We start from the raw sequence: 20,391 nt of genomic DNA, 5'->3' as shown, positions 1-20,391 counted from the left end.
GCGCGCCTCAGTTCTCCGGCGGCGGGACCGCGCGCGGCGGCGCGGGCGGCGCCGGCGGGGCGGGCGGGGCGGGCGGCGTCGGTGGCGTCGACGGCGCGCCCCCGTTGGCGCCGAAGCTGCTCAGCTGCGAGCCGAGGTTGCCCAGCGCGTTGGTCAGCTCCGACGGGATCACCCAGATCTTGTTGGCGTCGCCCTTGGCGATCTGCGGGAGCATCTGCAGGTACTGGTAGCTGAGCAGCGGGCCGTCCGGGTTGCCGGCGTGGATCGCCGTGAACACGGTGTCGATCGCCTTGGCCTCGCCCTCGGACTGCAGGACGGCGGCCTCGCGGGCGCCCTGGGCGCGCAGGATGGCCGACTGCTTCTCGCCCTCGGCGGTCAGCACCTGGGACTGCTTGACGCCCTCGGCGGTGAGGATCGCGGCGCGCCGGTCGCGCTCGGCGCGCATCTGCTTCTCCATCGCCTCCTGGATGGAGGCCGGCGGCTCGATCGACTTGATCTCGACGCGGTTGATGCGGATGCCCCACTTGCCGGTGGCCTCGTCGAGCACCACGCGCAGGGCGGTGTTGACCTCGTCGCGGCTGGTCAGCGTCTGCTCCAGGGTCATGCCGCCGATCACGTTGCGCAGCGTGGTGATCGTCAGCTGCTCGATCGCCTGCAGGGGGTTGGCGACCTCATAGGTGGCCGAGCGCGGGTCGGTGATCGTGAAGTACAGGACGGTGTCGATCTGGACCGTGACGTTGTCCTCGGTGATCACCGGCTGGGGCTGGAAGGCCACGACCTGCTCGCGCAGGTCCAGGAGCGGCCGCACGCGATCGATGAACGGGATGACGATCGTCAGGCCGGGTTGCAGGGTGCGGCTGTAGCGGCCGAGTCGCTCGACGACGCCGGCGCGGGCCTGCGGAATGATGCGGATGGTCTTGGCCGCGACGAAGATCGCGAACAGGATCAGGACGCCGAGAACGATGAGCCCTGCCATGTGGTTCCCCTTTTCGAATGCCTAGCCGACGAGCGCCGTTGCGCCGCGGATTTCCATCACGTGGACCTTCTCACCGGCTTCGATCACGCGATCGTCGTCGAACGAGCGCGCGGTCCACACCTCTCCCCCGATGCGCACCGAGCCGTGATCGTCGTCGTTGTCGATGCGCTCGGTGACGATCGCGGTCCGACCGACGAGCGCCGCCGTGCCCGTGCGCAGCGCGGGCGGCATCTTCAGGTGGCGCTTGGCGATCGGGCGCAGGAACATCAGCACGAGCACCGACACCACCAGGAACGTCAGCGACGAGACGACCCAGCCATCGACGAACAGCGAGACGATCGCCGCCGCGACCGCGCCGACGGCGAACGGACCCAGGAAGAAGCTGACCGTCGCGATCTCCCCCACGGCGAGCACGCACGCCGCAATCACCCAGATCACCCACTCGTCCATGGCGTCAGGCTACCTGCCGGACACCAGGCGGGGCCATTAGGTGGCCAGGAGGGCGCGCGCGAAGTCGTCGGCGTCGAACGGGCGCAGGTCCTCGAGCGCCTCGCCCACGCCGATCAGCTTGACCGGGATGCCCAGCTCGCCGGCGATCGCCAGGGCGATCCCGCCCTTGGCCGTCCCGTCGAGCTTGGTCAGGACGATCCCGTCGACCTCGGCGGCCGCGGCGAACATGCGCGCCTGGCGCAGCCCGTTCTGGCCGGTCGTGGCGTCGACGGTCAGCAGCGTCTCGTGCGGCGCGTCGGGCAGCTGCTTGGCGATCACCCGCCGGACCTTCGTGAGCTCGGCCATCAGGTCGTCCTGGGTGTGCAGGCGCCCGGCGGTGTCGATCAGCACGACGTCGGCGCCCTGCGCACGGCCCTGGACGATCGCGTCCCAGGCGACCGCGCCCGGATCGGAGCCCTCGGGCCCGGTGACGATGCCCACCCCGGCGCGCTCGGCCCAGCCCTGCAGCTGCTCGGTGGCCGCCGCGCGGAACGTGTCGGCCGCGCCGAGCATCACCTTCTTGCCCAGCTCGTTGCGCAGATGCCAGGCGATCTTGCCCAGCGTCGTCGTCTTGCCGGTGCCGTTGACGCCGACCATGAGGATCACCGTCGGGTCGTGGCGCAGGTCGATCTTGTCGTCCTCGACGCGGGCGATGTCGGCCAGCAGCTCGGTCAGGCGCGCGGTCAGCGCCTCGCCGCCCACCAGCCCGCCGGCGTCGGCCTCCTGCTCGAGCTGACCGACGACCTTCGCCGTCGTCGTGGCGCCGACGTCGGCCATGATCAGCGCCTCCTCGAGGCGCTCCCACGTCTCGGCGTCGAGGTCGCCCTCGAACAGCGTCGCCTGGATCTCGGCTCCGAGCGCCTGGCGCGTCTTGGACATGTTCTCGCGCAGCCGGCGGAAGAACCCGCGCCGCCGCTCGGGCTCCGCCGCGACGTCCGCGGACGCGCTCGCGGCGCCCGGGCCGTCCTCGCCGGTGATGAACAGGTCTCGCCAGTCGCGTGCCATGGGGATGGGACCATAGTGCGCATGAACGTTCGCTCCGTTCCCGCCGACCAGCCACCGGCCAGCGACCTGATCGAGGCGATGATCAGCGACCTGATCCCCCTGTACGGGCGCATCGACGGGCCGCAGGCACCGACCGCCAGCCCGCGCGAGCTGGGACCGCCCGGCGGCGTCTACCTCGTGCTGGAGCGCGACGGCGAGCCGATCGCCGGCGGTGGCGTCAAGCGCCTGAGCGACGACACCGCCGAGATCAAGCGCATGTACGTCGTGCCCGCGGCGCGCGGCCAGGGCGTGGCCCGCGTGCTGCTCGGCGTGCTGGAGGATGCGGCGCGCGACCTCGGCTATGCGAAGGTGCGCCTCGACACCGGGCCCGGTCAGCCGCACGCGCGACGTCTGTACGAGTCGGCGGGGTATGTGCAGATCCCCGACTACAACGCCAACCCCCACGCCGATTACTGGGCGGAGAAGAGCCTGACCTGACGTGCGCTTCGAGATCTCCTACACCTCCGAGTACCGCTACGACCACCCGGTCGTCGGCAACCACAACCGCCTGCGCATGCGCCCGGTCTCGGAGGGCATCCAGCGCCGCGAGCACTTCGACGTGCGCGTCTCCCCGTCGGCCCTGTTCGAGGAGCACGAGGACATCTTCGGCAACCACGTCGTCGAGGCACTCGTGGCCGAGCCCCACCAGGAGCTGCGCATCGACGTCGACGCGCTGGTGGCCACCACGCTGCCGCTGCCGCCGCCCGAGGCCAACTGGCCTGACCTGATGGCCGAGCACTATCGCGAAGCCGCCGGGATCTACCGCTATGACCCGGTCCCACCGCAGGAGCTGCCCGACCTGGGCGATCTGCTCGCCGAGGTCCGCGGCGACACGCCCGCGGCGACGGCCCAACGGGTGATGGAGCTGATCCCGCAGCGCTTCGAGTACCGCGCGGGCGCCACGCAGGTCGACTCGACGATCGACGACTTCCTGGCCATCGGCGCGGGCGTCTGTCAGGACTTCGCCCAGGTCGGCTGCGCGCTCCTGCGCGCCCACGGCATCGCCGCGCGCTACGTCTCGGGCTACTTCTTCACCACGCCCGATGCCGACGGAGCCAGCGCCGAGGTCGACACCCATGCCTGGATCGAGGCGCTGCTGCCCGTCGCGGGCGGCGACGACGCCGTGTGGCACGGGATCGACCCGACGAACGCGATCGTCGCCGGCGAGAACCACGTGAAGATCGGCCACGGCCGCGTCTATCTCGACGTGCCGCCGATCGCTGGCACGTTCGCCGGCCGCGCGAGCAGCACGGTCGACGCGCACGTGCACATGCGCAAGCTGGACTGAGGCGGCGTCAGCGGCTGGCGGCGGCCAGCGCGACCGCGACCTTCAGCAGCGAGCTGCTGAGGCTGGGGCCGACGTAGACGACGCCGCGGTCTGTGTGGTGCGTCAAAGATGACATGTCCGTCATTTTCGCAGGCCGAGGGGCCGGCGAGAGCGACATGCGTCACTCAACTGACGAAGCGTTGTCTCAGTTAGGCGGCTTCGGCGGGAACTTCGCGCGGGAGGCGGCGGCTGACGACCTTGGAGACGCCGTCGCCGCCCATCGAAACGCCGTAGAGGGCGTCGGCGGCGTCCATCGTCTTCTTCTGGTGGGTGACGACGATGAACTGGGCGCGGTCGCGGTAGCGCGTGAGCAGCGACAGGAAGCGCTCGAGGTTGAGGTCGTCCAGCGCGGCCTCGACCTCGTCGAGGATGTAGAACGGGCAGGGCTTGGCCAGGAAGACGCTGAACAGGAAGGCGACGGCGGTCATCGACTTCTCGCCGCCGGAGAGCAGCGTCAGGCGCTTCATCGACTTGCCCGCCGGCGTGATCTCGATCTCGACGCCGAGCAGGTCCTCCTCCTCGCCGGGCGCGCCCTCCTCCTCGGCCTCGGCGGCCGCCTCGATCGCGTCCTCGGAGGGCGGCTCGTCCTCGTCCCGGGCGACGCCCTCGGCGCCGCCCAGCACCGGACGGGGACCGGAGTCCTCGCGCACCAGGCGCAGACGACCGCGGCCGCCGGGAAAGACGTGCTCGGCCAGCTCCTCGAAGTTCTTGGCCGCGGCGGTGAACGTCGCCTCGAAGGTCTCGCGGATCTCGCGATCGGTGTCGCGGATCAGCTGGCGCAGCTCGCGCAGCGCGGTCTCCAGGTCCCCGCGCTGGGTCTCCAGCTCCTCGACGTGCGCGACGGCCTCGGCGTACTCGTCCTTGGCCAGCGGGTTCACGGGCCCCAGCTGCTCGCGACGGCGGGCCAGGCGCTCGATCCGCGAGCGCAGCGACTCGGCCTCCTCGGGGGCCATCGGCTCGGCGGCCGGCTCGGGCTCGAAGCCGAGCTTCTCCGCCAGCTCGCCCAGCTCGTGCGTCGCCTCGGCGGCGCTGTCGCGCAGCTGCTGCGCGCGCACCTCGGCGCGGGTGACCTCCTCCCCGCGCTCGCGCAGCTGGGTCTGGATCTCGGCCTCGATGCGGGCGCACTCGCGCAGCTCGGTGGCCACGCCCTCGCCGGCGGCACGATCGGCGGCCAGCTCGGCCTCGATCGCCTCGACGCGGTTGGCCACGGCAGCGCTCACCCGGCCGAGCGTCTCGGCCAGCGCACGGGCCTGCGGCTCCAGCCGCTCGTCGGCCGCGCGCTGCGCGCGCAGGAACTCCAGCCGGCGCGCCCGCTCACCGCGCTCCCGCGCGGCCCGCTCGGCGGTGCGGCGCTCGGCCGCCAGCTCGCCCTCGACCTGCGCGCGGCGGACCGCCCCCGCGCCCTCCTGAGGCGCCTTGCGCCGCTGCTCGATCAGCCAGCCGGCCCGGCGCAGCTCCTCGGCCGCGGCCGAGCGCTCACGATCGGCCTGGCGCGCGGCCCGGTCGGCCTCCTCGCGGGCCACGTCGGCCACGGCGACGGCCTCGCCGGCCCGCTCGCCGGCGGCCAGCGCCGCCTGCTCGGCCTGCACGGCCGCCTCCGACGAGGCGATCAGCGCGTCGCGCTTGTTGCGCTCGGCCAGCACGCGCTCGGCCCCACCCGCGGCGACCTGGCGCAGCTCACCGGTCGACGGCGTCCACGCGCGGCCCGTCGCGGTGACCGCGGTGCCGGCGAACGCCTCGGGGACCTCGCCCAGCGCCTCGACCACCCACACGCCGGCCAGCAGGGCCAGCGCGGCGTCGGGTCCGCGCACCAGCGAGGCGAGCGGGACGGCGCCGGACACCGGGGGCGTGGCCGCGTCGGAACCCGCGGCCGTGCTCGATCGGTTGACCAGCGCGCGCCCGCCGTCGCGCCCCGCACGGTCCAGGAGCGCACCCCCGGCGGGAAGGTCCTCGACCAGCGCCGCGCCCAGCGCGCCGTCCAGCGCGGCGGCCAGCGCCAGCTCGTAGCCGGCGTCCACGGACAGCTCGCCCGACAGTGCCCTGGCGCCGCCCGGCGCGCCCGCGTGCGAGCGCAGGAACTGGTTGGCGGCAGCCAGCTCGGCGCCCACCCGGGCCGCCTCCCGCCGGGCCGCCTCGACGGCCTTCTCGGCCTCGCGCCGCTCGCGCCGGGCCGTCTCGGCGGCGGCGTCGGCCGTGGCCAGCGCCGCGCGCGCGGCGGTCACCGCGCCTTGCAGACCCTCGGCCTTGGCGGCCGCCTCGTCGCGGGCCACCGCCAGCGACGCCAGCTCGCGCTCCAGCTCGGCCTCGTGGTCGCGGTCCAGCGCGGCCAGCTCCTCCTCGAGCTGGGCGATCCGCTCGCGGCCGTCCTCGTCGGGCGCGTCCTGCGCGGTCTCGGCCTCCAGCGCGGCGATCTGCACCCCGCGGCGGGCGGCGCGCTCGGCCAGCGAGGTGGCGGTGTCGCTCGCGCGCTCCAGCCGCAGCTCGATCTTGTCGCGGGCGCCCCGGGCCGCGTAGACCCGCGAGGCCAGCGCCTCGCGCTGCTCGGAGCGCGCGGCCAGCGCGCGCTCGGCCTGCTCGCGGCGCTTGGCCACCTCGCCCAGTTTCCCGTCGGCCTCGGAGCGCGCGGCCTTCGCGGCGGCCGCGGCGGCCTCGGCCTCGACCAGCCCGGCGCGCCGGGCCCGCACGGCCTCACGGGCCAGCTCCCAGCGAGCCTCCAGCGACTGGCGCTCCAGGCGCTCGTGCAGCTCGGCCGCCTCGGCCTGGCGCTTGAGCGGCCGCAGCCGCGTGCGCGCCTCGCGCTCGACGTCCAGCGCGCGATCGAGGTTGTCCTGGGTGCGCTCGAGCTTGAGCTGCGCGCGGCGGCGGCGCTTGCGGTGCTTGCCCAGCCCGGCCGCCTCCTCGATCAGCAGGCGGCGGTCGCGGGGCTTGGAGGTGACGATCGCCTCGATCCGGCCCTGGGAGACGACCGAGTGCATCTCCTTGCCCAACCCGGTGTCCGACAGCACCTCGAGCACGTCGACCATGCGGCACTTGGCGCCGTTGAGGCGGTACTCGCCCTCGCCGGAGCGATCCAGGCGGCGCGAGATCGAGATCTCGCTCAGCGGCATCAGCTCCGAGCCCTCGCCGTTGTCGAGCACGAGCTCGACCTCGGCCGCGTTGCGCGCCTGCACGCCGCGGCCCCCACCGAAGATCACGTCCTGCATCGAGGCGCCGCGCACGGCCAGCGGGGACTGCTCGCCCAGGGCCCACAGCACGGCGTCGGTGACGTTGGACTTGCCCGAGCCGTTGGGCCCGACGATGACCGAGACGCCCGGGCCGAACTCCAGCCGCGTGCGGTCCGGGAACGACTTGAAGCCCTTCAGGGTCAGCGACTTGAGATGCATCAGGACGCGCCCTCGACCTTCTCGACCTGGTCCAACGCAGTCTGGGCCGCGGCCTGCTCGGCCGCCTTCTTCGAGCGCCCCGAGCCGACGCCGACGACCTCGCCGCCGACGGTGGCCCGCACCTCGAAGGTGCGGTCGTGCGGCGGGCCCAGCTCGGCGGTGACCTCGTACTCGACGACGTCGCCACCGCGGGCCAGGCGCTCCTGGAGCGTCGACTTGAAGTCCACCGGATGCTCGAGCGCCTCGGCCAGCTCGGGCTGGAAGGCCTCGACGACCGCCTCGGCCGTGGGCTCGTAGCCGACGTTGAGGTAGCAGGCGCCGATCACCGCCTCGGTCACCGACGCGAGCACGCGGTCGGTGGTGATGACCGTGGCGGCCGAGGGGCCGGCGGCCTGCGGCGCGGCGGCGTACAGGCGCTCCGGGATCCCGAGGCGCTCGGCCACGGCGACGCACGAGGTCTGCGACACGGCCTGGGCGCGGATCTTCGTGAGCCGCCCGGCGCCGAAGCGCTCCGCCTCCAGGCGGGGATAGAGATGCGAGGTGACGGCCAACCCGAGGACGGAGTCTCCCAGGAAGGCCAGACGGCTATAGGAGTCCGAGCGGCGCTCGGACCACGACGCGTGGGTGAAGACCTGCCGGTAGAGCTCCTCCGGCAGTTCCTCGAGGAGCTGCTGCAGCGCCTGCACTACGCGCCGACGCCGTGCGCCATCACGAAGTCCACCGCTTGACCAACGGTGAGGATCTTCGCCGCCTCCTCATCGGAGATGCGCACGCCGTAGCTGTCCTCGAGCTCCTGCACCAGGGTGTACAGGTCGAGCGAGTCGGCTTCGAGGTCCTCGCGGAACCGGGTCTCCGGCGCGATGCGCGCCGGGTCGACCTCGAGCTCGTCGGCGAGGTGCTCGCGGATGGCGTGGAAGATGTCGTCGCGGGTCGGGGCCACTAGTCGGTGACCGTAGCGGCGGCGTCGGACGGGGGACGCCGCAGCGCGCCCGCGGCCTCCATGGCGGCGAAGGTGCGCCCGACGACGTCCTCGTCGACCCCCTGGGCGGCGGCGCGGATGGCGTTGGCGAAGCCCACGCGCGTGAACCGGCCGTGCGGGACGACGCCGAGCTTGCGCAGGCCCAGCAGGTAGGCGCCGCCCGGCCCCTCGGGATCGAGCTCGTCGCGCAGGCCCCGCAGCGACGGGCGCAGCAGGGCGCCTCCGAGCTTCCCGCGCGACGACGAGGTCGCGCGCTCGCGGATGACCGCCAGCATGCGCTGCGAGACGCCCTCGATGAGCTTCAGCGTGATGTTGCCGGTGAAGCCGTCGGCCACGATCACGTCGGCGGCGCCGGTGGCCACCTGCGTGCCCTCGATGTTGCCCACGAACTCCAGGCCGAAGGACTGCTCGGCGCGCTCGGCCAGCAGCGCGTGAGCCTCGAGCACGAGCTCGTTGCCGCGCGTGGCCTCGGTGCCGTTGGACAGCAGGCCCACGCGCGGGCGCGCGATCCCCTGGCGCATCGTGACCAGCGCGGCGCCCATGAAGGCGAACTGGACCAGGTGGTCGGGGCGCACGTCGGCGTTGGCGCCCACGTCCAGCAGCGTCACCGGGTGCTCGGGCATGGGCAGCGGGAGCGCCAGCGCCGGGCGGAAGATGCCCTTGGCCCGGCGGATGTTGAACAGGCCCGCGGCCAGCGCGGCACCCGTGGATCCGGCGGAGACGAGCGCGTCGGCCTCGCCCTCGGCGACGGCCTTGGCGGCGCGCACGATCGAGGCGTCCGGCGTCGAGCGCGCGGCGGACGCGGGCTCGGGCGACTTGGCGATCGAGATCGGGGAGTCGACCACGGTCACGCCGGCGCCGACCTCGCCGATCGCCTCGGCGGGCCCGTAGATCAGGACCTTGATGCCCTCTTGCGCAGCCAGCATCGCGCCCTCGGCCACCTCACGGGGGCCGAGATCAGCGCCGTTGGCGTCGACCGCAACGGTCGCCAAGGGACCTCGCTAGTGCGTGTGATCGTGGTCGTGGTCGTGCACGTGCACGACCTCGCGACCTGCGTACGAGCCGCACACCGGGCACACGTGGTGCGGACGGCGCGGGCTGTGGCAGGTCGGGCACTCGTTGAACGACGGCGACGCGACCTTGTGGGTCGAGCGGCGCTTGTTCGTGCGGGAGTGCGACTGCTTCTGCTTCGGGACGGCCATGAGAGGACGCAGAGTAGCGCCTCCGCGACTTCGTACGCTCGAGGGATGGAGATCCGCCCCATGCGACCGGAGGACGCACCCCACGCCGCCGCCCTCGGCCGGACCGTCTTCGAGGCCCTCGACGAGGCCCCGCCGTCGGCCGCCGAGGCGCGCTTCCAGGAGCGTCGGCATCTGCATCTGATGCAGACCGACCCCGACGGCTGCTGGGCCGCGGTGGACGACGACGGACGGCTGCTGGGCGCCGGGCTGGGCATCCTGCGCGAGGGCCTCTGGGGCCTGTCCTTCCTGGCCGTCCAGCCCGACGTGCAGGCCCGCGGCATCGGGCGCCAGCTGCTCGAGCGCGCGCTGGCCTACGGCGCCGGGGCGCGCGGCCGGCTGATCCTGTCGTCGACCGATCCCAAGGCGATGCGCCGCTACGCCCTGGCCGGGTTGGACCTGGAGCCGTGCGTCGCCGGGTCCGGGATCGTCGACCGCTCCCAGCTGCCGGCCGCCCCTGCGGCGATCGTGCAGAGCGACGACGTCGAGGCGACCGCCGCGATCTCGCGCCACGTGCGCGGCGCCACCCACCACCTGGACATCCCCGAGTACCTCGACTACGGGATGCAGCTGTACCTGCACGGCGACCGCGGGTTCGTCGTGGCCGACGGCGAGACGGTCAAGCTGCTGGCCGCGCGCGACGAGCAGACCGCGACCGACCTGCTGTGGTTCGCGCTGGCGCTCAGCCCCAACGGCGGGACCATCGGCGTCGACTTCCTGACCGCCCGCCAGCAGTGGGGCATCCAGGTCGTGCTGGCCGCCGGGCTGGCCCTCTCGCCGGAGGGGCCGATCTTCAGCGCGGGTGACGTCGGGCCGCTGGCCCCGTACATCCCCTGCGGCGCCTACCTCTAGTTCAGATTGAGATCCCGCAGCGCGGCCCAGCGCGGGTCGGGCTCGCGCTCGTGGGCGTGCTCGGGGCCGGCCAGGTTCAGGTCGGCGCCGCACTCCGCGCACAGGCCCGCGCACTCGGGCTTGCACACGACCTGACGCGGGAGCTCCAGCGCGAGCGCGTCGCGCGCCCAGGCGGTCAGGTTCAGCACGTCCTCGCCGTCGACGTACGGGCTGGTCAGCTCCGGGTCGCCGCCGGCGTCGTGCTCGTGGATCTCGCGCGAGTCGACGTCGAGCACCGGGTTGGCCACGCCGAGGCAGCGCATGCACTGCCCGTCCAGCGTGGCCGAGAAGCGCAGGCGCAGCGCATACCCGCCGCCGGTCATCCGCGACACGTCCAGGATCACCGGAACCGCGTCCGGCGTCGCGAAGCGATCGCCCCACAGCTCGAGATCGTCGAGCGGGACCTCGAGATCCGTCACCCGGCGGCCCTCACCGGACGTCATCGAAAGGCGGGCCAGGTCGAAGGTGTCGGCGCGCTGAGACATGCCTCTCAGCGTAGAACCTGCCGCGGCCGTCAGGACTCGGCGGGCTCGGACTCCTGCTCGGCCAGCTCGCGCTTGAGCACCTTGCCCGTCGCGTTGCGCGGCAGCTCGTCCATCACGACGATCTCGCGCGGCACCTTGTAGCTGGCCAGGTTCTCCTTGACGTGCCCCTTGAGCGTGTCGGTGTCGACGTCGCTGCGCAGCACGACGAAGGCCTTCAGGCGCTGGCCGAACTGCTCGTCGTCGACCCCGATGACCGCGACCTCCTCGACGGCCTCGTGGGAGGCCAGCAGGTCCTCGACCTCGCGCGGGAACACGTTCTCGCCGCCGGACACGATCATCTCGTCGTCACGGCCGTCGATGAACAGGCGCCCGCCGTCGTCGAAGTGGCCCACGTCGCCGGAGGACAGCAGGCCGCCGACGTTCTGCTTGTGGCCGCCGCCGGTGTAGCCCTCCATGGCCATCTCGTTGCCGACGAAGATCCGGCCGGTCTCCCCGGCCGCGACCTCCTTGCCGTCGTCGTCGAGCAGCTTGACCACCGTTCCGCGCGGCGGGCGCCCGGCGGTGCCGGGGGCGGCGCGCAGGTCGGCGGGCGTGGCGATCGTGGCCCAGGCCACCTCGGTCGAGCCGTACAGGTTGTAGAGCACGTCGCCGAAGCGGTCCATGATCTTCGTGGCCAGCTCGCCGGGCAGCGCCGAGCCGCTGGCGGCGATCACGCGCAGCGCGCGCAGGTCGTACTTGTCCAGCACCTCGGGCGCCAGCTCGAGGATGCGCTGGAGCATCACCGGCACGACGACCAGGCCGGAGCAGCCGAACTGGGCGGTGGCGCTCAGCGCGCTCTCCGGTGTGAACTTGCGCCGCAGGACGATCGTCGACGAGAGGCTGATGCCGAGCATCCAGTTGGCGTAGCCCCACGAGTGGAACATCGGCGCGGCCACGTGCGTGTGCTCGCGCGCCTTGTACGGGATCCGGTCCAGGAGCGCGGCCACCGGCTCCAGCGACTCGGGCTGCTTGCGGTTGGCGCCCTTCGGCGTGCCCGTCGTGCCCGAGGTGAGGATCGTCACGCGGCCCTTCTGCTTGGGCGGGACGACCTCGGAGGCGTCGCCGCCCCGGATCAGGTCCTCGAGCAGCTCGTCGTCGTGGGGATCCTCGCCCTCGGTCCAGGCCACGATCCCGGTGCGGCCCTCGTGCGCGGGCGCGATGACCTCGGCGAACTCCTCGTCGTAGACGATCACCTTGGGCTCGTGGCGCTCGCAGACGTCCTTGATCTGGGGCGCCGAGAACATCGTGTTGAGGTACAGCGCGTGGGCGCCGAGCTTGGAGCAGGCGACCGTGATGTCGACCATGCCGCGGTGGTTGCGGCAGAGGATCGCGATGTGGTCGCCCTCGCCGATGCCGCGGTCGCTGAGCGCGTGCGCCAGGCCGTTGGTGCGCTCGTGGACCTCGGTGAACGTGAGCGACCCGAGATCGTCGATCAGCGCGAGCTGGTCGGGGTAGCGGATGGCCGACGTCTGGTACCCGGCGGCGGCCGTGGGACCCCAGCGCTGGAGCGCGAGCCCGGTGCGCAGGAGGCGATCGGGGCGCGTGGGCCGGAACACGCCGCGCTCCACCAGCGTCTTGGCCGTGAAGAGCTTGCGTGCAGCGGAATCGAGAACGTTCATATGACCCGGTTTCGGAGGTTAGTCCAGCGTCAGTCCCGGCGGGAGCTTGCCCTCGTCGATGAGTCCGTACACATCGGCGGCTCTACGCGGGTTGAGGTAGACGTGGCGCTGGCCCACGCTGGGCTTCTCCTGGAGCAGCCCGGACTCGATCAGCCGCTCGCCCACCTGCTCGGCCAGCTGCTTGTCGTTGCCGTGGAAGCCGCGGGCCAGATGGCTGAAGTCGGTGTGGTACCCGCCCCACTTGCCCATGCCGGCGAGGCGCTGGAGGATCCGCCGGGCCACCCGACGGGCCGGGTCGGGGTCGTCGTGGGGCCGCGTGGCCACGGTGCCGGGCGCGATCGCCGCCAGCACCGCCTCCTCCTGCTCGGCCACCTCGACGGGATCGGCGGGGTTGGCGCCCAGCGCGGCGATCGCCTCGGCCACGCGCAGCGGATGGGCCGCGCCGAGCGGCGGGCGCAGGTCCTTGACGTGGTCCAGGACGCCGCCGGGCAGCGAGATCGCGCGGGTGCGCAGGCGGTCGATGCGCTGCGCGTTCTCGTCGAAGGCCAGCGCGGCCAGCTCCACGTCGTCGCCCGGCCCGACCAGCACCAGGTGGCCGTCCAGGTCGCCGGCCTGCAGGTCGTGGGCGCCGGCGGTGACCAGCGCGCCGGCCAGCGCCGCGACGAGCAGCCAGGCGCGCTCGTCGACCTCGCGCGGATCGGCTCGCAGGCTGACCGGGACGGGCGCCACGGCGGTCAGGCCATGCTCGCCCCGGGCCACCGCGACGACGACGGGATCGGTCAGCCCGGCGCGCTTGTTGCGCAGCTCCCCGGCGCCCCGTTCCAGCTCGGCGTCCACGAGCGCGCGCAGGCGGGCCGGAGCGGGGTCCGTCTCGCGCAACGCGTCATCGATGGCCGTCATGGGCTGAGCCTAGGGAAACGCCTGCATTCCGTCTGATGTGGGGCTTACGGTGCAGAGTCCGATGGAGGCCGCACTCGCATTTCAGATCCCCCTTTCCGCCTACGTCCGCTTCACCGCGGGCGGCGTCGTGCTCGACAAGTACGAGATCAGCGACGAGACGGCGGTCAAGCTGCTGCGCGAGTCCGACGACCCCGGGGCGCTGCTGGCCGACATGGTCGAGATCGGCGCCCGCGTGCTCGATCGCGAGTCGACCGGCGCCAACGTCGAGTTCGTGCGCAACGAGCTGGAGAAGGTCGGGCGCGACATGGACCGCGACTTCTCCGACAAGGCGCGCACGGTGGCCGAGTTCTTCTCCAAGAAGGTCGACGAGGTCTTCTCCGACTCGGGCACGCTGACCCAGGCGCTGCAGAAGCACTTCTCCGAGGACTCCTCCAGCGCCGTGCAGCACCAGGTGCGCGCGGTCATCGCCGAGGTCTCCCAGCGCTCGCGCGAGGACCTCGTGCGCCAGTTCTCCGCCGCCGACGGCAACAACCCGCTGGCCGGGTTCCAGCGCGCGGCCCTGGCCTCGATGAAGTCGGCCGCCGACCAGCAGCACGCGCACCTGCGCGAGATGAACGAGACGATCGTCGGGCTGCGCTCCGAGCTGGCCTCGCTGAAGGCCGAGAAGGACAAGCACGCCGAGGTGTCCGCCGCCGAGGAGCGCGGCGCGGCCAAGGGGCGCACCTACGAGGAGTCCGTGTTCGAGGCGATCGACGCGATCGCCGTGGCCCGCGGCGACGATTGCGACGCGGTCGGCGACACGCGCGGCGAGGGCGGGCGCAAGGGCGACGTCGTCGTGGCCATCGACGCCTGCGCCGGCCCGGCCCGCGGGCGCATCGTCTTCGAGGCCAAGGACCGCAAGCTGTCCAAGAACCAGGCGCTCGAGGAGCTCGACGGGGCGATGTCGACCCGGTCGGCCGACTTCGGCATCCTGGTCGTGCCCTCCGAGGACGAGCTGCCCGCCCGCACGCATCCGCTGCGCGAGTACAACGGCGACAAGCTGTTCGTGGTCTACGACCCCGAGGACGGCGGCCGGCTGGCGCTCGAGGTGGCCTACGGGCTGGCCCGGGCGCGCGTGCTGATGTCCCGCGACGAGGCCGGCGGCCTGGACGTGGCCGCCGCGCGGGCCGAGGTCGAGCGGGCGATGGGTGCCATGGAGGACGTGCGGCGCATCAAGTCGCAGCTGACCAACGCGACGAACGGCATCGAGGCGGCCCGCGGGATCCTCGACACGATGGCCGCGGGCGTGCGGGCCCACCTGGCCGCGCTGGACGCGCTGCTGATGGTCGAGGCCGAAGCGGCCTCGGACCTCGCGTAGCTCAGGCCGCGAGGACGAGCGTGCGCGGCGTGTCGTCCAGACGCGCACGCAGGTGGCTGGCCTCGCCGGCCGACAGGAGCGTCGGGCGGGCGCCCAGCCACGGGGCGACCAGCGCGGCGGGCAGCACCTGCACCCCGCGGCGGCGGCCGCTGGGCAGGTCCACCGGGTTGCCGGCGATGGCCAGCATCGCGGTGACCTCGCCGCCGATGCGGCGGCGCTCGAGGTGCTTGGCCTGCGCCCAGGCGTGGATCAGACCGCGCTCGGGCACGTCGGCCAGCGTGTGACCGTCGAGCGCGTCGAGCGTCTCGATGACGAAGGCGCCCGCGGGACCGACCGCGACCAGCGGGACGGTGCCGATCGCCGTCGTCAGGTCGGTGACGGCACGCCAGCCGGGCAGAGCGTCGATGGCGGAAGCGAGCATGGTCGCCCCGATCATCGGCCGTAGGCCGCTGGACTTTATGGAGACGACGTTAAGACGCGACGGCGGCGGGATCCGCCGATCGTCTACGCCACTTCGGCCGGCTCGTCCTTGCCCTGCAGGCGCTCGCGGCCGCGCTGGACGGCGGCGATGAACTTCGAGAGGTTGACCTCGAGCGTGTTGAGGATCTCGTCGGCGTAGTCCTCGGCACCGAGGCGGATCTCGCGCTCACGGCCGCGGGCGTCCTCGATGATGTCCTCGGCGGCGCGCTCGGCCGCCTTGGTGACCTCCTCCTGGGAGATCAGCCGCTCCTGGCGCTCGCGCGCCTCCTTGACGATCCGCTCGGCCTCGCGCTTGGCCTCGGCGAGCATCTCCTGACGCTCCTTGACGATCCAGCGGGCCTGCTTGATCTCTTCCGGGATCGTGGCCCGCATCTGGTCGAGGATGTCGTAGATCTCCTCTTTGTCCACACGCACCTGGTCCGTCAGCGGTACGGGCTTGGCGTTGTGGACGAGATCGTCCAGCTTGTCGATGAGCACCAAGACGTCCATTGGCTTCCTTAGGTTCGTTAGCGGGCGAGCTCTTCCTTCAAGCGGCGGGCGACTCTTTCGGGAACGAGGCCGTCGAGGTCTCCACCGAAGGTGGCAAGCTCCTTCACCCCGCTGGAGCTCAGGAAACTGTACTGCGGGCTGGCCATGACATACACGGACTCGACGTCCTTGGCCTGGCGCCGGTTCAGATTGGCCATCTCCAGCTCGTACTCGAAGTCGGAGATCGCGCGCAGCCCTTTGATGATCGCGTTGGCGCCCACGCGGCGCGCGAAGTCGACGACCAGCACGTCGAACGGCTCGGCGGTCACGTTGGGCAGATGCGCGGTCGCGTCCTGGATGAACGAGAGGCGCTCGTCGATCTCGAAGACCGGCTTGGTCTTGCGCACCGACGCGTTGACGACGGCCACGACGACCTGGTCGAACAGCCCCGCCGCGCGGGTGATCACGTCGATGTGCCCGTTGGTGATCGGGTCGTAGCTTCCGGGACAGACGGCCTTGCTCATGGGGTGTCGTGAATCCTGATCAGGGTGTCGCCGTACTGGCGCTCGTCAGCGACCGCCAGCCCCGGCAGCGTCAGCGGCTCGCGCCGATCGCTCTCGCTGACTACCCGCGCGCCCGGGGCGAGCAACGGCGTCAGGTCGAGGTCCGGCCCGAGCCCCGCCGCGTCGCGGTACGGGGGGTCGAGGAACACCAGATCGTATGGCCCGCCCGCCGCGGATGCATCGCGGAGGAACGCGCGCACGTCGCGCTCGCGCACCTGCGCAACTGCACCAAGTGCCTGCAGATTCGTGGAGATCGCCTTCAGCGCGGCCGGCGCGCGCTCGACCAGCGTGGCCCGGGCCGCGCCGCGCGACAGCGCCTCCAGCGCCAACGCGCCAGAGCCGGCGAACAGGTCCAGCACCGCGGCGCCGTCGATCGGACCGAGGATCGAGAACAGCGCCTCGCGCACGCGGTCCGACGTCGGGCGCACGTCGCGGCCCGCGGGCACGACCAGCCGGCGCCCCCGCCACTGTCCGGCGATCACGCGCATCAGGCGGGGATCGGCAGGTCGAGCTCGGCCGCCCCGAAGCGCTCGCGCAGCCAGTCGGCCAGCAGGGCGTGCTCGGGCGCCAGCAGGTCGGGATCGGCGGCCAGCAGCGCGGCGGCGACCTCGCGGGCGCGGTCGAGCAGCGGCTCGTCCTCGGGCAGCCGCGCCACGGCGAACTCGCCGTAGCCCGACTGGCGCGTGCCGATCAGCTCGCCCTCCCGGCGCAGCTCCAGGTCGATCTCGGCCAGGCGGAAGCCGTCGGCGTTCTCGGCCAGCGCCTTCAGGCGGGCCGACTCCTTGGGGCCGAACAGGATGCAGACCGACGCGAAGCCGCCGCGCCCGATCCGCCCGCGCAGCTGGTGCAGCTGGGAGATGCCGTAGCGCTCGGCGTTCTCGACGAGCATCACCGTCGCGTTGGGCACGTCGATGCCCACCTCGATCACGCTGGTGGCCACGAGCACGTCGGCGCCGCCGCCGGCGAAGTGCGCCATCGCCTCCTGCTTGGCCTTGGGCCGCATCTGGCCGTGCAGCAGCACGAGGCGGAAGTCCGCCAGCTCGGTGGCGGACAGGCGCTCGAACTCGGCCGTCGCCGCCCGCGCCTGCAGCGCCTCGGACTCCTCCACCAGGGGACAGACGACGAAGGCCTGGCGGCCGGCCTTCAGCTCCTCGCGCATGCGCTCGTAGGCGCGCTCGCGCTCGGCATCGGTGGAGGCGACGAACGTCTGGATCGGCTTGCGCCCGCCGGGCAGCTGGTGGATCGCGGTGGCGTCGAGGTCGCCGAACTCGAGCAGGCGCATCGTGCGGGGGATCGGCGTGGCGGTCATGTGCAGCACGTGCGGTGCGAGATCGGCCGGGCCCTTGCCGTCGAGCGCGCTGCGCTGGCGCACGCCGAAGCGGTGCTGCTCGTCGACGACCGCGACGGCCAGGCGGTCGAACACGACGGTCGGCTCGATCAGCGCGTGCGTCCCGACCACGATCGACAGCTCGCCGCTGGCCAGCTTGCCCAGCACGTCGGCCCGCCGGGCCGCGGCGGTCGAGCCGGTCAGCAGCGCCGCCTGCACCATCTCCCCGCCCAGCAGCGACTGCAGCGTGGCGAAGTGCTGCTCGGCCAGCGTCTCGGTGGGCGCCATCAGCGCGCCCTGCATGCCGTGCTCCACGGCCCGCAGCAACGCGAACAGCGCCACCACGGTCTTGCCCGAGCCCACCTCCCCCATCAGCAGCCGCTGCATCGGGCGGGCGCGGGCCAGGTCGCCCTCGATCGCCTCCATCGCCGCCGTCTGGTCGTCGGTGGGCGCGAACGGGAGCGCGTCGGCCAGCCAGCGCGCGGTCAGCTCCCGCGGGCCGGCCAGCACCGGGGCGGCGATCGCCGCGTGCAGCGCGCGCCGGCGGGCGAACAGCAGCTGCGTGGCCAGCAGCTCGTCAAAAGCCAGGCGGGCGCGGCCCTGCCCGGAGCCGAAGTGCATGTCCATCAGCGCCGCCTGGCGGTCGGGCAGCCGCTCGGCGGCCCGCAGCCGTCCGGCCAGCGGCTCGATCACGTCGGCGATCGCCGCGCGATGCTCGCGCACCATCTCGGCCAGCTGGGTCGAGGTGACGCCCTCCGACACGCCGTAGTGGGCGATCCCGTCGACCGCCGCGCCGACGTCGGTGGTCTCCGAATGCGAGGAGACCTTGAACGCGTTGCGACCGTCGTACTTCCCGTACAGCGCGAGGCGGGTGCCCGGCCGGTAGCGACCGACGAGCCAGGGCTGGTTGAAGAAGACGACCTTCATCACGCCGGTCTGGTCGGCCACGGTGGCCTCGACCAGCGGCTTCATCCCGCGCCGGCGGACGGGCCGCGACGTGATCGAGCGCACCTCGACCAGCACGTTGGCCTGCTCGCCCGGCGTCAACTCGGCCAGCTGGCGGGCCACCCGGCGCTCGCGCGGGAGATGCCAGAGCAGGTCGCCCACCGTGTGCAGCCCGAGTGCGTCGAGGGCGTCCTGGACCTTCGGATGGGGGGCCTCGATCGGCGCGAGCAGCCGCGAGGGACGCGGGACCCGCGTCCTCGGGAGCGGTCCGCTATTCGGCGGCCAGAAGCCACCAGTAGGCGGGCTGTCCACCGACCTCGAGCTCCAGTTCGATGCCGTCAGGGGCCAGCGCGGCGACCGCGTCGCCATCCAGCGGGGCGCCGTCGCCGGCGATGCAGGTGACCAGCTCGGCGTCGCGCGACAGCGAGCGCAGCACGGCCTGCAGCGTCGGCCCGGGCTCGCCCCAGGCCACGATCTCCTCCTCGACGAACCCGACGGCGTCGCCGACGACGAAGCGCCCGTGTACGTCCTCGCGGGCCGCGGGCGCGACCGAGCCCAAGCGGATCTCCTTCAGCGCGTCGAGCATGGCGGCGGCGTTGTCGGCGGCGGCCCGGTCGGGCATCAGCGCGACGGCGGCGGTCAGGCCGGCCTGCTGGGAGCGCGACGGCACCACGCAGACGCGCTTCTCCGCCAGCTCGGCGGCGCGCTCGGCCGCCATGATCACGTTGGGTGAGTTGGGCAGCAGGACGACCTCGTCGGCGGGCGCGGCGTGCACCGCGGCCAGCAGCTCGTAGGTCGACGGGTTCAGCGTCGCGCCGCCGTCGAGCACCTCGACGCCGAGCGAGCGGAACAGGGCGTGCATGCCCTCGCCGGAGACGACGGCCACGGCGCCGCTGCGCGCGTTGGGCAGCCGCTCGGCGCGCTGGGCCACCTGCTCGTGCATGTCGGCCACGTCCAGGCGCGAGACCTCGCCGGCGTCGGCGAACAGCGCGGTCGCCGCGCTGGGGTCGTCGGTGTGGACGTGGACCTTCAGCGTGAACGCGTCGCCGACGACCAGCACCGAGTCGCCGATGCCCTCCAGCCGCGGGACGAAGGTGCCCCGGTCCAGGCCGCGGCCGGTGACGGCGAAGTTCGTGCAGTAGCGATAGGTCGAGGACGCATGTTCGTCCGGCGCGTGGCGCAGCGCGGGCGCGTGATGGTGCTCGAGCGCCGGCCCGTCGGTGCCGCGCAGCGCGGCGACGATGCCGGCGAAGATGATCGTCACGCCGTAGCCGCCGGAGTCGACGACGCCGGCCTCGCGCAGCGCGGGCAGCAGCTCGGGACCGCGGCGCACGGACTCCTCGCCGGCGGCGATCGCCCGCTCGAGGATGTCGGCCAGCGCCGCGTTCTGCTCCTCGGCGGTGGCGCCCGGCCCCAGGCGCGGGTCGGGCATGTGGGCCAGCTCGCGCGCGGTGAACGAGGCCATCTCGCGCATCACCGTGAGCATCGTGCCCTCGGCGGGCTCGCGCACGGACGTGTAGCCGCGGTCGGCCGCGCGGGCCATCGCCGCGCCGATCAGGACGGGATCGACCAGCTCACCGGGGCGGGAGATGAGCTCCTCGGCCGCGCCGCGGATCAGCTGGGAGAGGATCACGCCGCTGTTGCCGCGCGCACCCAGCAGGGCGGCGCGCTGCACGCGCTCGATGATCTCGTCGCGCCCGATGTCGTCGATCGACCGCTCGCCGGCCTCCTGGGCCAGCTGGTCGACCTCGGCCAGACAGGCGCGCAGCGTCAGCGCCATGTTGTCGCCCGTGTCGCCGTCGGCGACGGGGAACACGTTGAGGTCGTTGACCTCCTGCCGGCGCGATTCGAGGTGCGCGAGAGCGCCTTCCACGACGGCGC

Annotated in this window: 21 protein-coding genes; 4 read left to right on the top strand and 17 right to left on the bottom strand. The window is 73.0% G+C overall.

Annotated elements, in window-relative coordinates:
* Positions 1-7: 7 nt before the first annotated feature.
* The 3 genes from ACZ5UI_RS04145 to ftsY are packed head-to-tail and all read right to left on the bottom strand — an operon-like array spanning position 8 to position 2,470.
* Entirely contained in the window at positions 8-976 is a 969-nt protein-coding gene (locus ACZ5UI_RS04145) for an SPFH domain-containing protein (protein ID WP_464194516.1), read from the bottom strand.
* A 21-nt stretch (positions 977-997) separates the two neighbouring features.
* Positions 998-1,426: an NfeD family protein gene (locus tag ACZ5UI_RS04140; protein WP_464194514.1), complete on the bottom strand. Its 429-nt coding sequence runs from the start codon at positions 1,424-1,426 to the stop codon at positions 998-1,000.
* Between the two features lie 36 nt (positions 1,427-1,462).
* Positions 1,463-2,470 (bottom strand): signal recognition particle-docking protein FtsY, encoded by a 1,008-nt coding sequence (ftsY, locus tag ACZ5UI_RS04135; RefSeq protein WP_464194512.1) that lies wholly within the window; start codon positions 2,468-2,470, stop codon positions 1,463-1,465.
* A gap of 21 nt (positions 2,471-2,491) precedes the next feature.
* On the opposite strand from ftsY, the gene ACZ5UI_RS04130 reads away from it, so the two are divergent.
* Entirely contained in the window at positions 2,492-2,947 is a 456-nt protein-coding gene (locus tag ACZ5UI_RS04130; RefSeq protein ID WP_464194510.1) for a GNAT family N-acetyltransferase, read from the top strand.
* 1 nt (position 2,948) lies between these two features.
* Positions 2,949-3,797, top strand: coding sequence for a transglutaminase family protein (locus tag ACZ5UI_RS04125; protein WP_464194508.1), 849 nt, complete (start codon positions 2,949-2,951; stop codon positions 3,795-3,797).
* Positions 3,798-3,985: 188 nt separating this feature from the next.
* Here ACZ5UI_RS04125 and ACZ5UI_RS04120 read toward each other — a convergent pair whose 3' ends face one another.
* The 5 genes from ACZ5UI_RS04120 to rpmF are packed head-to-tail and all read right to left on the bottom strand — an operon-like array spanning position 3,986 to position 9,400.
* Complete coding sequence (locus tag ACZ5UI_RS04120) at positions 3,986-7,219, bottom strand: chromosome segregation SMC family protein (protein ID WP_464194506.1); 3,234 nt, start codon at positions 7,217-7,219, stop codon at positions 3,986-3,988.
* On the bottom strand, positions 7,219-7,905 hold the full coding sequence (locus ACZ5UI_RS04115) for a ribonuclease III family protein (protein WP_464194504.1): 687 nt from the start codon (positions 7,903-7,905) through the stop codon (positions 7,219-7,221). The genes ACZ5UI_RS04120 and ACZ5UI_RS04115 overlap by 1 nt, the downstream gene beginning before the upstream one ends.
* Entirely contained in the window at positions 7,905-8,159 is a 255-nt protein-coding gene (acpP, locus tag ACZ5UI_RS04110) for an acyl carrier protein (protein WP_464194502.1), read from the bottom strand. Before acpP ends, ACZ5UI_RS04115 begins: the two co-directional genes overlap by 1 nt.
* Complete coding sequence (gene plsX / locus ACZ5UI_RS04105) at positions 8,159-9,190, bottom strand: phosphate acyltransferase PlsX (protein WP_464194500.1); 1,032 nt, start codon at positions 9,188-9,190, stop codon at positions 8,159-8,161. The genes acpP and plsX overlap by 1 nt, the downstream gene beginning before the upstream one ends.
* A gap of 9 nt (positions 9,191-9,199) precedes the next feature.
* Complete coding sequence (gene rpmF, locus ACZ5UI_RS04100) at positions 9,200-9,400, bottom strand: 50S ribosomal protein L32 (protein WP_464194498.1); 201 nt, start codon at positions 9,398-9,400, stop codon at positions 9,200-9,202.
* 45 nt (positions 9,401-9,445) lie between these two features.
* Between rpmF and ACZ5UI_RS04095 the strand changes: the two genes are divergently transcribed.
* On the top strand, positions 9,446-10,288 hold the full coding sequence (locus ACZ5UI_RS04095; protein ID WP_464194496.1) for a GNAT family N-acetyltransferase: 843 nt from the start codon (positions 9,446-9,448) through the stop codon (positions 10,286-10,288).
* Here the strand turns inward: ACZ5UI_RS04095 and ACZ5UI_RS04090 are convergent.
* The 3 genes from ACZ5UI_RS04090 to ACZ5UI_RS04080 are packed head-to-tail and all read right to left on the bottom strand — an operon-like array spanning position 10,285 to position 13,370.
* Positions 10,285-10,812, bottom strand: coding sequence for a YceD family protein (locus tag ACZ5UI_RS04090; RefSeq protein WP_464194494.1), 528 nt, complete (start codon positions 10,810-10,812; stop codon positions 10,285-10,287). The two genes, ACZ5UI_RS04095 and ACZ5UI_RS04090, sit on opposite strands and share 4 nt — an antisense overlap.
* 29 nt (positions 10,813-10,841) lie before the next feature.
* The gene (locus ACZ5UI_RS04085; RefSeq protein ID WP_464194492.1) at positions 10,842-12,470 is read right to left on the bottom strand and encodes an acyl-CoA synthetase; all 1,629 of its coding nucleotides are present in this window, start codon (positions 12,468-12,470) and stop codon (positions 10,842-10,844) included.
* 18 nt (positions 12,471-12,488) lie between these two features.
* A complete protein-coding gene (locus ACZ5UI_RS04080) occupies positions 12,489-13,370 on the bottom strand; it encodes a hypothetical protein (protein ID WP_464194490.1) in 882 nt (293 codons plus the stop codon).
* Positions 13,371-13,431: 61 nt separating this feature from the next.
* On the opposite strand from ACZ5UI_RS04080, the gene ACZ5UI_RS04075 reads away from it, so the two are divergent.
* Complete coding sequence (locus ACZ5UI_RS04075; RefSeq protein ID WP_464194488.1) at positions 13,432-14,727, top strand: hypothetical protein; 1,296 nt, start codon at positions 13,432-13,434, stop codon at positions 14,725-14,727.
* A gap of 1 nt (position 14,728) precedes the next feature.
* On the opposite strand, the gene ACZ5UI_RS04070 is transcribed toward ACZ5UI_RS04075, so the two are convergent.
* From ACZ5UI_RS04070 to ACZ5UI_RS04045, 6 genes are all read right to left on the bottom strand, one after another.
* Positions 14,729-15,148 (bottom strand): hypothetical protein, encoded by a 420-nt coding sequence (locus ACZ5UI_RS04070; RefSeq protein WP_464194486.1) that lies wholly within the window; start codon positions 15,146-15,148, stop codon positions 14,729-14,731.
* 83 nt (positions 15,149-15,231) lie between these two features.
* Positions 15,232-15,696: an ATPase gene (locus tag ACZ5UI_RS04065; protein WP_464194484.1), complete on the bottom strand. Its 465-nt coding sequence runs from the start codon at positions 15,694-15,696 to the stop codon at positions 15,232-15,234.
* A gap of 17 nt (positions 15,697-15,713) precedes the next feature.
* Positions 15,714-16,199 (bottom strand): pantetheine-phosphate adenylyltransferase, encoded by a 486-nt coding sequence (gene coaD / locus ACZ5UI_RS04060; RefSeq protein ID WP_464194482.1) that lies wholly within the window; start codon positions 16,197-16,199, stop codon positions 15,714-15,716.
* Positions 16,196-16,726 (bottom strand): 16S rRNA (guanine(966)-N(2))-methyltransferase RsmD, encoded by a 531-nt coding sequence (gene rsmD / locus ACZ5UI_RS04055; protein WP_464194480.1) that lies wholly within the window; start codon positions 16,724-16,726, stop codon positions 16,196-16,198. The genes coaD and rsmD overlap by 4 nt, the downstream gene beginning before the upstream one ends.
* Positions 16,726-18,672, bottom strand: a complete 1,947-nt coding sequence (locus ACZ5UI_RS04050) for an ATP-dependent DNA helicase RecG (protein WP_464194478.1) — start codon at positions 18,670-18,672, stop codon at positions 16,726-16,728. Before ACZ5UI_RS04050 ends, rsmD begins: the two co-directional genes overlap by 1 nt.
* A gap of 109 nt (positions 18,673-18,781) precedes the next feature.
* Positions 18,782-20,383, bottom strand: a complete 1,602-nt coding sequence (locus ACZ5UI_RS04045) for a DAK2 domain-containing protein (protein WP_464194476.1) — start codon at positions 20,381-20,383, stop codon at positions 18,782-18,784.
* Positions 20,384-20,391 lie beyond the last annotated feature (8 nt).

The sequence above is a fragment of the Conexibacter sp. JCM 18997 genome, assembly GCF_055391915.1.
The sequence above is the reverse complement of the archived record's forward strand: the minus strand, read 5'-3'. Positions and strand labels throughout refer to the sequence as shown.